Source organism: Lacipirellulaceae bacterium (assembly GCA_040218535.1).
Classification (GTDB): domain Bacteria; phylum Planctomycetota; class Planctomycetia; order Pirellulales; family Lacipirellulaceae; genus Adhaeretor.
In genome coordinates this window covers 1,638,167-1,649,920 of record JAVJRG010000005.1, presented here as the reverse complement: position 1 = coordinate 1,649,920, position 11,754 = coordinate 1,638,167, and the positions used below count along the sequence as shown (strand labels likewise).

The 11,754-nt window shown below is 56.0% G+C and carries 12 protein-coding genes; 7 read left to right on the top strand and 5 right to left on the bottom strand.

Features of this window, described 5'->3' with window-relative positions:
• The first annotated feature begins 25 nt into the window (after positions 1-25).
• Both RIB44_06810 and RIB44_06805 read left to right on the top strand, forming a co-directional pair.
• Complete coding sequence (locus RIB44_06810; protein ID MEQ8616288.1) at positions 26-496, top strand: SRPBCC family protein; 471 nt, start codon at positions 26-28, stop codon at positions 494-496.
• Between the two features lie 23 nt (positions 497-519).
• Positions 520-864, top strand: a complete 345-nt coding sequence (locus tag RIB44_06805) for a hypothetical protein (protein MEQ8616287.1) — start codon at positions 520-522, stop codon at positions 862-864.
• 11 nt (positions 865-875) lie between these two features.
• On the opposite strand, the gene RIB44_06800 is transcribed toward RIB44_06805, so the two are convergent.
• The 4 genes from RIB44_06800 to RIB44_06785 are packed head-to-tail and all read right to left on the bottom strand — an operon-like array spanning position 876 to position 5,285.
• Positions 876-2,177, bottom strand: coding sequence for a metal ABC transporter permease (locus RIB44_06800; GenBank protein ID MEQ8616286.1), 1,302 nt, complete (start codon positions 2,175-2,177; stop codon positions 876-878).
• Positions 2,174-3,493 (bottom strand): iron chelate uptake ABC transporter family permease subunit, encoded by a 1,320-nt coding sequence (locus tag RIB44_06795; GenBank protein ID MEQ8616285.1) that lies wholly within the window; start codon positions 3,491-3,493, stop codon positions 2,174-2,176. The genes RIB44_06800 and RIB44_06795 overlap by 4 nt, the downstream gene beginning before the upstream one ends.
• Positions 3,494-3,495: 2 nt before the next feature.
• Positions 3,496-4,257 (bottom strand): metal ABC transporter ATP-binding protein, encoded by a 762-nt coding sequence (locus RIB44_06790; protein ID MEQ8616284.1) that lies wholly within the window; start codon positions 4,255-4,257, stop codon positions 3,496-3,498.
• Between the two features lie 56 nt (positions 4,258-4,313).
• Positions 4,314-5,285 (bottom strand): zinc ABC transporter substrate-binding protein, encoded by a 972-nt coding sequence (locus tag RIB44_06785; protein MEQ8616283.1) that lies wholly within the window; start codon positions 5,283-5,285, stop codon positions 4,314-4,316.
• Positions 5,286-5,468: 183 nt separating this feature from the next.
• Here RIB44_06785 and RIB44_06780 point away from each other — a divergent pair, with 183 nt between their 5' ends.
• Positions 5,469-6,878: a DUF2254 domain-containing protein gene (locus RIB44_06780; GenBank protein ID MEQ8616282.1), complete on the top strand. Its 1,410-nt coding sequence runs from the start codon at positions 5,469-5,471 to the stop codon at positions 6,876-6,878.
• Between the two features lie 129 nt (positions 6,879-7,007).
• On the top strand, positions 7,008-7,382 hold the full coding sequence (locus tag RIB44_06775; GenBank protein MEQ8616281.1) for a DUF4345 family protein: 375 nt from the start codon (positions 7,008-7,010) through the stop codon (positions 7,380-7,382).
• A gap of 63 nt (positions 7,383-7,445) precedes the next feature.
• Here the strand turns inward: RIB44_06775 and RIB44_06770 are convergent, their stop codons facing one another.
• On the bottom strand, positions 7,446-7,976 hold the full coding sequence (locus RIB44_06770) for a hypothetical protein (protein ID MEQ8616280.1): 531 nt from the start codon (positions 7,974-7,976) through the stop codon (positions 7,446-7,448).
• A 322-nt stretch (positions 7,977-8,298) separates the two neighbouring features.
• Here RIB44_06770 and RIB44_06765 point away from each other — a divergent pair, with 322 nt between their 5' ends.
• The 3 genes from RIB44_06765 (at position 8,299) to RIB44_06755 (ending at position 11,663) form a co-directional block, all read left to right on the top strand.
• Positions 8,299-8,886: a GNAT family N-acetyltransferase gene (locus RIB44_06765; protein MEQ8616279.1), complete on the top strand. Its 588-nt coding sequence runs from the start codon at positions 8,299-8,301 to the stop codon at positions 8,884-8,886.
• Between the two features lie 144 nt (positions 8,887-9,030).
• On the top strand, positions 9,031-10,311 hold the full coding sequence (locus RIB44_06760; protein MEQ8616278.1) for a pitrilysin family protein: 1,281 nt from the start codon (positions 9,031-9,033) through the stop codon (positions 10,309-10,311).
• A 116-nt stretch (positions 10,312-10,427) separates the two neighbouring features.
• Complete coding sequence (locus RIB44_06755; protein MEQ8616277.1) at positions 10,428-11,663, top strand: pitrilysin family protein; 1,236 nt, start codon at positions 10,428-10,430, stop codon at positions 11,661-11,663.
• The last annotated feature ends 91 nt before the right edge of the window (positions 11,664-11,754 follow it).

Here is an 11,754-nt window from a genome sequence, read left to right as displayed (position 1 = left end):
CGTGACCAGCAACTGAGTTGAACCTATGAGCAAACTCACCATCACCAAACACATTGACGCGACACCGGATATCGTCTTTAGGCTAGCGACTGACTTCGAAAACACAGCCAATCACATCCAGGGAATCGAAAAGGTCGAACTGCTGACCCATGGTCCCGTGCAGGTGGGGACGCGCTTTCGTGAGACTCGCAAGATGTTTGGTAAAGAAGCCACCGAAGAGATGACGGTCACCGAGTTCGTCCCGCCGAAGCGGTTTACTCTGGAAACCGAGTCTTGCGGTTGCCACTACGTTTGTACTCACGAACTGATCCACGACATTGCCGGGACGCACTTCAAACTCGACATCGAAACTCACGCGGTAAGCTTGATGGCCAAGGTCATGTCCCCGCTGAGTAAGCTAATGGCGGGAACGATGCGGAAGATGATCGAATCGGATCTTGAAGACTTGAGCAAGATTGCCGAACAACAGGCTGCAACCAATGGCATAGAAAGTTAGTTTACTGAATCGGAGTAGTGAGAATGGTAGAACACGAAACTGCGACAAGAAAAGCTGCCGTAACGAAACTACTTCTCCAAGTCCAAGCAGTATTGCGTCTCCTGGGTGTTTATTTTTTTGTGATTGGTGCAGCAGGTGTTGCAGAAGACTTTGCCTCTATGTTGCGATTCTGGATGCAACGGGACTACTATGACGGTGTGATGTTTGACTTCCTCGACTTGCCGCCAAGGTTTTATGGTTCAGCTGTCTATCTGCTTGCCGGGTTGTACTTGATCATCGGGGGGAAGTGGTTGATTTTAAACGTATTTTCATCCAGGGCAGCCGAAACTAAAGTGGAAGCTGGAAGCAAGACTGCACCTCCGGAGTAGCCACCAAGTCTCTACTCCGGAATATCCCGTCCGTGAGGATCACCCTGCGAAGCGTCGAGTTTCTCCTCGAGCTTCTCGCGTATTTCATCCCCGATGAAGTGCTCAACGCGATGGGCTGGTTCGTGAATGTGATCCAGTGGCAATCCTAGGTATTCAACGAGATACGTTTCCCAAAGCCGATGCGAGCGGACGAGTTTCTTGGCGGCCTCTCGACCGAATTCGGTAAGCTTGAGAGCATCATTTGCCTGGCTGATTCTGCCTCGTCGCGTCAGCTGCCAGATTCCCGCGTAAGCGAGCCATCCGCCACCGACCGCTTCCCGCGCCGCAGTTGTGGTCAACGGTGAGGCGGTGCCGATCTCTTCGACGCGGTACAGCATTGCGAGAAGGTCTTCCTTCACGACGCGGAGAGACAACTGGGTGTTCTTCCAAAGGGTCGTCAGCAACCCATAGCGGGGTGAAAAAACGACGGACAGCGCGTAGAACCCCCCGGCAACTACGGCCATCATCGCCGCGTAATTGGTGTCTTCCCAGACAGCAAATATGTAGCCGAAAACCGCTGACAGCACGGCAATCACCACGGAGACCAAAACCATCGGACCAAGACGATCCGTCAATTGATGAGCCGTCGCCGCGGGTACAATCAACATCGCAACGACGAGAATCGATCCCACGGCCTCGAATGAGGCAACCGTCGTCAGGGCGACAAGCGTCATCAGCAGATAATGCAACAACGTCGCTGAAAAACCCATCGTTGTCGCAAGCGCTGGATCGAACGAGCTCAGCTTCCATTCTTTCCAAAGTGCGACGATGACAACCAAGTTGAGGATCGCGATTGGACCCACCGTTAATGCCGCGAGAGGGATTTCCCAGCCGAATACCTCGCGAGTGAAAAACGGGCTATAGCCTAATGCTCCTTCATAAACACAAGCAGCATCAAAGTGCACGCCGTCGCTGACGAACATCTTGATAATCACTACGCCGACTGCAAACATCGACGTAAACACGACGCCCATGCTTGCATCGCTGGGGACTCGTGCGTATTGGTGAAGCGTCTGCGTAAGAAAGGTCGTGAGCAGCCCCGCGGCAACCGCCCCGATAAACAGAGGAATGATGCTGTACGATTGTGTGAAAGCAAAAGCCACCGCCAGTCCTGCTAGCACGGAGTGAGAGAGCGCGTCCCCCATCATGCTCATCCGGCGCAGAATGAGAAAACAACCGACAAGTGCGCACGCCGCGTTCGTGAGCGCACCGATCGTGATGATCCAGAGGCCATCGGCGTTCCACAGATCGGAAGCCAGCAGAAGCGCGCTCATGTCGGACCTCCTTCACGTTGGCGAAGCGACGCCGGGTGAGGTGAAGCGGGAAGCTCCTCAAGACCTTCAGGCAAGCGACCTTGTTTCTTCAGCTTCGCTTCCAACTCCATGAGTAGCGATTCGGGAAGCATGTGCTCAACGTTGTCAGCAGCCCGGTCAGCTTGGCTCGCTGCAACGCCCGCGTATTCCAGCATGTAAAGCTCCCACATGCGATGCGTCCGGGTGACTTGTGCCGCTTTCCGGACGCCCAAGGGTGTGAGCGTCACAGCTTCGTCCGATTCGTAGAGCAACCCATTTCGCTCCGCTCGGTCGATGAGCCATGAGAGCAGCCAGGGTTTCCAGTGGCGATGTTCTCGCAGTGTTTCAAGCCTCACAGGCTTCGCATCGACGGACTCAGAAATGCTAAGGTGCGGCTCATTGATCTCGTAAAGCGAACGGAGCAGATGCTCGCGGGCGATCCGGAATCGAAGTTGGGCTTCTCCCCAGAGTCGCGGCAGAATGCCTCGCTGCGGCGCGAACAGAAGTGAGACGGCAAATAACGAGGCGGCCATTAGCACGATAACAGGCCCCGCCGGAAGATTTCGCCCGACCTGCGTCCCGGCAACCCCCGCGATCACACCCAGAACGCCCGCGATAATCACCATCGTGTGGAGGCGATTGGTCCACATCCGTGCGGTGGCCGCGGGGAGGATGATCATCGCCGCCATGAGAATCACGCCGACAATCGGTAGGCCGATGATCGTCACGCACGCCACGCAAGCCATCATCGCGTAGTCGAGCCAAGTAATCGGCCAACCTTGCGATAGGGCAAAGTCCGAGTCGAACGCCACGAGTTTGAACTCTTTGAAGAGCGCGAAGACTAGAGAGATAACAACGGCAGCGACGATCGCTAGGAGCACGAGGTCTCGCGTGAGCATGTTCCCCGGCTCACCGAAGATGTACGAATCAAGTCCCGACTTGTTGCCCACCGCAGGGTCGTTTTGAATGTTCGTCAGAAGCACGATCCCCAGCCCAAAGAACGTGCTGAGCATGATGCCAATCGCGGCGTCTTCTTTGGTGCGTGTCCAGCGAATCACTAAGGTCATCAGCGCGATGGCTACTAACCCACTCGCCAAGGCCCCCAATGAAAGGCCGAGCGTGTTCCGCGAACCGATCAGCATGAAAGCAATGCACACCCCGGGCAGCGAAGTGTGCGCTAGCATGTCGCCGATGAGGGAACGCTTGCGCAGGACGGCAAAAGTTCCCGATACGCCTGCCATTCCGCCCAGCAGTGCCGTGCCCAGCATCACTTTTTCATTGAGTGAAAGGCCATTCATTACTATGCCTCGCCCTGGCGCATGGCTTCCGCAGCTTCGTCGAGAATCGTCAATCGCCCGCCGTAGGTCTTTTGCAGATTATCATTGGTGAAGGTCGTCTCCACAGGTCCGCAAGCAATCAGACGCATGTTCAGCAGAATCACGTAATCGAAATACTCACGCACGGTTTGCAGATCGTGGTGAACCACAAACACCGTTTTGCCAGCGGTGCGAAGTGTGTGCAGCAGTTCGACAATGGCCGACTCGGTGGCGGCATCGACGCCGGCAAAGGGCTCGTCGAGGAAATACACCTGGGCGTCTTCAGCCAAGGCACGGGCAAGAAAAACCCGTTGCTGCTGCCCGCCGGAAAGCTGGCGGATCTGCCGCTTGGCGAGCGGCAACATTCCGACCTGCTCCAGGCAGCGATCCGCCGTCTCCCGCTCTGCTTTGCCGTGACGTTTGAACCATCCCAGCTTTCCGTAGGTCCCCATTAAGACGACATCGCGCACGGAAACAGGAAAGTCCCAGTCGACCGACTCCCGCTGCGGTACGTAGCCGACAAGGTGACGTTGATCGCTGTATGCCTTGCCGTATATCTCGACCTTCCCGCTCGCCAGCGGAATCAACCCAAGAGCTGCTTTAATGAGCGTCGTTTTACCGGCCCCATTCGGGCCAACGATGCCAACGAGCTTTCCCTCGGGCACCTGGAGATCAATGTCCCAGAGCACGGGCCGCCGCTGGTAGGCGACCGTCATATCGTGGATTTCAACGGCAGGGACACTCATGCGTAGGCCAGTAGAAAGATTGCAATTTTGAGACAATCTTTAGCCTACACTAAACTTTACTCTTCCGACAGGGTCGCGTCCCGCGTGAGTGCTGTGACGATCGTGTCCACGTTGTGTCGAATCATCCCCGCGTAGGTGCCGGCATCGGTGCCTTTCTCGCCAAGAACATCCGCGTACAGCGTGCCGCCAATCTGCAGATCAAGCCCAGCAGCACGGCACGGCTCGACGAGTGCCTCAATGGTACGTGGGGCAATCGCTGATTCGACAAACACGGCAGGGATCTGTTTCTCGATGAGCATGGCCTGGATTTCTTCTTGATGTTCCAGGTCCTTTTCTAGCTCGGAACTGATCCCTTTCAGGCCGTAGACTTCGATTCCATAAGCCTTGCCCAAGTAGCCGAACGCGTCGTGAGCAGTGACAAGCACTCGTCTTTCCTCAGGAATCGTCTGCATCTGCTGCTTCACATAGGAGTCAAGCTCGGCCAGCTCCGCGCGATATTTGGCGGCGTTCGCCTTGTAGTCTTCAGCGTGTTTGGGATCGTAGGTGGCCAGCTCATCGGCCAAGTCTTCTACGCACTGCGACCAAATGGCCACGTCGTGCCAGACGTGCGGGTCGTGCATGCCGTCGAACTCCGGTGGCTCGCGTAGGCGTTCGTCTTCGTTAGTGAGAAGTCCGATCGTTACCGCGTAAGTGAGTTTCTTCCGCGCGAGCTGAACAAACAAGTCGGTCAGGCGACCTTCCAAATGAAGACCGCTATAAAAGATCGCTTCCGCGTCACGCAAAGCTTTCGTGTCCGAGGCGACCGGGCGGAACAGATGTGGATCAACTCCAGGCCCCATCAGTTGCTTGACTTCAATGTGCTCACCACCAACCCGCTCGACCATTTCTGCCACTTGGCCGATCGTAGCGAGTGCCTGGATGGGGTATTCGCCAGAGTAAGTTTGTCCGACGCTCGCCGAGGTTTCATTATGATCGTGACCAGTTTTTTCGGCATCACCGCCACTGCAACCCGTGAGCAGCGTAAGCACGAGAACGAAGAGGGAAAACCGAACAGGATTGAAGAGCAACTTAGACCAGATCATAATCAGCACAGGCGGGATATTGAGGCGGGAAACGATTCGGTTGAATCAATACCTCAAATTACGGTAGCTATTAGAACTCACACTGAATAGGGCCTCGACTCCCTAGCTCGGTTAGCGAGGAAGGGAATTATGCGAGCCACGCTCACCAAATATCTCTATCACATTCGGTCGAGCTACTGGTTCATCCCGTCGTTGATGGCCCTCGGGGCGATCATCCTTTCGGTCATCACCACGGAACTCGACCTACGTTACGGTGCGAAGTGGTTTTCCGACCTCGGATGGGCTACTGCTAGCAAACCGGATGGCGCACGAAGCATTCTCTCGACGATTGCCGGCTCGATGATCACGGTGGCTGGTGTCACTTTCTCGATGACCATTGTTTCCGTCTCGTTCGCGTCGTCACAGTTTGGCCCGCGGCTGATCGGCAACTTCATGCGCGACCGCGGGAATCAGTTCACGCTAGGGACGTTTATCGCCACGTTCGTCTACTCGCTACTAGTTCTGCGGACGATCCGCGAAGCTGGGGACGTCTTCGAACTTGGGGAAGGGAACAATCTTTCTGTCTTTGTTCCTCAGGTTTCCTTGCTCTGTGCAATCGTACTCGCACTGCTGAGTGTTGGCGTGCTGATCTACTTTATCCATCACATCCCCGAAACAATCGACGTCTCGAACATCACGGCACAAGTCGGTCGAGAACTTGAGGCTGCGATTGACAATCTCTTTCCCAAAGAAGTCGGGCAGCCGCACGAAGAAATCGAGAGTGCTGATAAGCCGAACGTTCCTGAGGACTTTCACGACAATTCCGTCTCGATCCAAACAGGTGTCAGCGGCTACATTCAAGCAGTCGACGAAGAGGGCCTCATCGAAGTGGCCAAGCAGAACGATCTCATTTTGCGATTGCAGTACCGACCTGGTGACTTTGCCACCAAGAAGAAAACCCTTCTGAAAGCTTGGCCTGCTGATCGCGTTGATGACGGCGTCGCGAAGGATTTGCAAAACACTTTCGCTTGGGGCTCGGAACGGACACCCACGCAAAACGCGATGTTCCTCGTCGATCAGCTCGTAGAGATCATCGGTCGCGCACTATCACCGGGTGTCAACGATCCGTTCACGGCGATAAGTTGCTTAAAGTGGCTGCAACGCTCTTTGGCGACTCTTTCCCACCGTGAGATTCCCAGTTCGTATCGCTATGATTCCGACCACGCGCTGCGCGTGATCACGCACCCCGCTTCCTTTCAAGATTTCTGCTCGGCCGTGTTCGATCAAACGAGGCAATATGTGGCCGCGGACCGGAATGTCGCTTTTGAGGCAATGGAAATGCTCGCCGAACTTGCGGTTGATGCACCTGAAGGAGAACGCCGCGACTGCTTGCTCTCCCACGCCGACGCCTTGTCCAAAGCTGTGGAACAATCACTTCCTCTGGAAAGCGACCGCGAGGAGATCGCCCGCCGCCGCGAGTTGGCTTATCAGGTGGTCAAGGACCCCGACTTGAAGAAAGAGCTACGCGATGAGGTTGGTTGGATGGGCGGGCGAGGTTAAAAGAAGATCGACACATTATCTTTCAACACCGATCACACGGATCGACAATGACCAAATATTATCCGTGTCATCCGTGCAATCCGTGTTAAAAAAAATTCAGCTCTCAATTCTCAAAAAGGACTCAAACTCATGTGGGCAATGATCATCGTCGGAGCCATGTACTTAGCGCTCGGAATCTGGTGCACGGTCGACCCGTCAGGCACTTCCAGCAAAGTCGGCTTCGAACTGCAAGGCGGCCAAGGCCGTAGCGAGTTCGTCACCGTCTACGGCGGCCTCGAAGTAGGCATCGGCCTGGCAATGATCCTCACCGGCTGGAGCCCCCAACTACGCGAGGGTGGGCTGGCGTTCGCCGCGATCGTCACCGCCGCGCTGGTGGTGTTTCGACTGCCGACGCTGTTTGTGTACGAACTGCCGTCGAAGATTTATTACTTTGTAATTGCTGAGATCGTGACGGCGGCTTGGATTGCGTGGGCGTATTGGGGAGTGAGAGGGGCTGAGCAGTGATAGATCAGGCTAGGTAAAGAGGACCGAAGGTGTTTCGGAATTTCACGCATGGGCATGGTGGCGTCAGTCTCGGTGAGGCTCTCTTCTTCCGATTTCGGTACCGCGACTGAAATCTTCCTTCCACTGCAGGGCATCTTGAAACAACTCGTTGCAAGAGTCCGAAATGATGTCGATTTCGGAGTCAGGTATTGGCATGCTTTCGACTGGGTCGGATCGTTGTACTTGGAGTTTCATGAATCCGTGGTCAAATCGGTCAAGACGCAGCATCGACATATGGATTGATAGGTCTAGATGGTCGTCGAATACAGTCAAGAGTGCCGCTTTTTGCTCATCGCTGAGCGCCTTCAAAATTGCATAGGCACCGTTAACATTTGAACCAGCATTCAGCGCTGTAGCATCAATCCGTTGCCTGAAATCTTCAAACAGATTATCAGCATCGGAGACGAGCGCGAGACCGAATAGGCCTCGTGCCATCTCCGTCTTTTCAGAGTCGTCATCAGGCCAGTTCTCGACATTATCTGCGTTGAGCCATCCGCGTTCGGAACAGATTGCTAGGTACCGCCGTTGTCGTTCGCGTCGGGTTTTTTCATCCATTGGAAACCTGGAGGTTTATTAAAAGCAGATCTGACTCCCAGGAAGGCGAAGTCAAAGGAGAAACACTATATTGGGGATGGCCTGATTGTATCAGAATGGATTGAACAATACCCTTTGCCAACCTGCCTCAGCTTCATCGACCTGACATACTTCCCCTGCCTATCAAACCGATTATCCCACTCCTAACGCAGCCAGGCTCGCTGCCTCCCCACAGATTCCCCCCATCCCGTTCGCAGCAAGCTAGTCAGCCCCGCCCGTTGTGGTATTCTTGTAGGTAACTCCACGTTCTGGCGAACGTAGCTACTTGCCGAGCCTCACCCCAATGCGTCTGTTCAATCTCAAATACCACAAGCGATTCCGCATGGAGGCCGACCTGCGTCGTTGGCGGTCGCCGGGGGTGGTGTTGCATCCGGATTATCGGCTTGTGGGTTGGAGTGATGAGCTGGCTGAGGCGCACGGCGAGGCGAAGTATTACAGCTTTCGCGACGAGCTCGACGCACAAATCTTTCCGAGCCTGAGCAAGCTTGAGTCGTGCCAGCACTTGATCAACGAGATTCGCTCCAAGCAGGGCTTCGTTCCTGAGGCGACTTGGCTCATCCAATACGATGCGGCTGGCCAACGCTTTCTGGAAAACAGCGGTACGATTCAGGCGATCCGCATCTCGCGCAACCGGGCCAACATTCAGAACGTCGGCGTGACGCCGTTCCATCGACATCGCGGCCTGGGAGCCGTTCTGGTCAATGCGGCACTAACGGGACTGCAGCAGGTGGGGGTCTCGCGTGTCTATCTTGAGGTCACAGCGCGGAACACCTCAGCCGTGCGGCTTTACGGACGCCTGGGCTTCCGCCGCACCCGCACGCTATACAAGTCGGCTGAGCGCGACTACAGTGAGTCGTCACCGCTTGTGTAACGGCTAGGTAAGCTGGAAGCGTCGCCAGCAATCATAACCCGAAGCGTAAGCGAGGGAGCATCCGTGCTAGCGTTCTCCCTCGCTCACGCTTCGGGTTACGAAGAGACGCTGACGCCAATAGAGTGTCTTTCTTAGGTTCTCCGGATGTCGAAGTCCTCCTCACCAACTGAGTCCACTGTTCAACAACGACCGGCGTATATCCATACGCTGTCCAACGGCCTAGTCTTGCTGGCGGAACCAGTTGATGCGGTTCAGTCAGCCGCGTTCACAATGCTCGTGCCCTCAGGGTACAGCACTGATCCCGCAGATCGCTTGGGGCTGTCGGAACTCTTGTGCGACATGGTCCTGCGAGGTGCTGGTGCCCGCGACGGGCGGGCCTTGATCAACGACTTGGAAGTCCTCGGCGTCGAGCGAGGTGAAAATGTCGGCGTTTCGCAAACCAGCTTCAGCGGGGCAACCCTTTCGCAGAGCTTACCCGAGGCCCTTTCGATCTACGCTGACATCGTGCGATGTCCTCATCTGCCAGCCGAGCAACTCGACCTCGGCAAGCAGGTCTGTCTGCAAGAAATCCGCGGCGTTGAAGACGACCCAGGGCAGCGGTTGATGATCGAACTGCGTCGCCGTGCGTATCCCGATCCTTGGGGACGGGTGAGCCACGGCACCAAGGAAAGCGTCCTCAGCGCGACGCATGACGATTTGCTAGCGCAATGGCAACGAGGCTATCGTCCCAACGGGGCGATTCTTGGTGTTGCCGGCAACATCGATTGGTCCAAGCTCGTCGATCAAGTCGAAGAGCTTTTCGGTGACTGGCCAGAAGTCGAGGTCCAGCCAGAGATCGAGAAGGCCGCGAAAGAAACCTCGCCCCACATCGACTACGAGTCTTCACAGTGCCACATCGGCATCGCTTATCCCAGTGTTCCCTACCGCGATCCCGATTACTTGCGAGCTTGGGCAGCCGTCGGCGTTCTCTCAAGCGGGATGAGCTCGCGGCTGTTCACCGAGGTCCGGGAGAAACGCGGCCTGTGCTACACGGTCTCCGCTTCGCTGCAAACGCAACTCGACCGTGCTCGTGTGCTTTGTTACGCCGGGACAACGGCTGAACGAGCGCAGGAAACGCTCGATGTTACCTACGCGGAACTTTTGCGACTCGGGCAAGGGATTCACCAGGGCGAACTCGACCGTCTTCAGGCACGGATCAAGAGCGGCCTCATCATGCAGCAAGAGTCGACCTCAGCACGGAGCGGTTCCATCGCTCGGGATTGGTTCCACCTGGGACGCATTCGTTCGCTCGAAGAACTAGGAGCTTTGATCGATGAGCTGACCGCCGATTCCATCAATGAGTATCTAACCGCGAACCCGCCCACTGATTTTACCTTCGCAACATTGGGGCCGAAGGAGCTAACAATTCCAGAGCCAATTCCCTGAGTAGGACTCTGGGTGGCTGGGGACGAGTGGAGCGAGCCCCCAGTCTTGTAAGCAACTGGGGGCTCGCGGGGCTCGTCCCCAGCCACCCCTCTCGTTCAAAGAAAGAAACATTAGACGTGCAATTCCGCCAACACACTCTCGACAACGGCTTGCAGATCATCGCCGAATCCAACCCGGCTGCCCATTCGCTCGGGATGGGTTTCTTTGTGCGAACGGGTTCACGTGACGAGTCCGATGAGGTGGCCGGCGTGAGCCATTTTCTTGAGCACATGGCGTTCAAAGGAACCCCCCGCCGCACGGCTGAGGACGTGAATCGCGAGTTCGATGAAATCGGCGCGCAGAATAATGCCTTCACCAGCGAAGAGAGCACCGTCTACTACGCATCGGTTCTACCCGAGTACCAAGAAGCAAGCCTCGACCTCTTGGCGGACATCATGCGGCCCAGCCTGCGACTCGAAGACTTCGAGATGGAGAAGAACGTCATCCTCGAGGAAATCCAGATGTATGCGGATCAGCCTCCCTATGGGATGGACGACCATATCAAGGAGCTGCACTACGGTGATCACGCTCTGGCGCGGAGCGTATTGGGCACCGCAGATACCGTTGGCGGACTGACCGTCGATCAGATGCAAGCCTATTTCGAAAGTCGCTACAGCCCTGAGAACCTGTTCGTGGCCGCGGCGGGACGAGTCGATTTCGACGCGCTTATACGCCAGGTGGAGGCGCGGTGCGGCAGTTGGACGCCGGCCAACGCGCGCCGCGAAATCCAAAGCCCGAGTACCCAGGTTCAACAAAAAAGTGTCCAACACGAAGCCGCGACGCAGCAATACGTGTTGCAACTGGCAGATGGCCCAGCCGCCGAGGATGAGGACCGCTACGCCGCGAAGATCCTAGCAACGATCATCGGTGATGATTCGGGCAGCCGGATGTATTGGGAACTCGTTGATAACGGTTGTGTCGAAAGCGCGAGTCTTGGTCACTATGAGTACCAAGGGGCCGGCATGATGTTCACCTGGATGAGCTGCGATCCGGCCGATGCAGCGGTGAATTGCGAGCGTATTCGGACCATTCAGGAGCAGGCCCAGGCGGAAGGATTTACGGCAGAAGAGCTCCACCAGGCTCAGAGCAAGGTAAAAGCACGAGTCGTGCTCGGAAGCGAAAGGCCCCGCAGCCGCCTCTTCAACGTCGGCGGCAACTGGATGCTCCGGGAAAGTTACCGTAGCGTCGAGGACGATTTGGCCGCAGTGGATAGTGTCACCTTGGACGACCTGCACCGAGTGCTCGAGAAGTATCCCCTAACCAGGGCAACAACCGTTTCGATTGGACCCTTGGCGGGCGATTCACTCGTCTAGCAGAATTGCTGTCTTCCGCAAGATCATGCATCTTCTTGGTGGCTTTCCGCAGCAGTTGATTGGCTTTTGCATCACTGCCAGATCACTCATG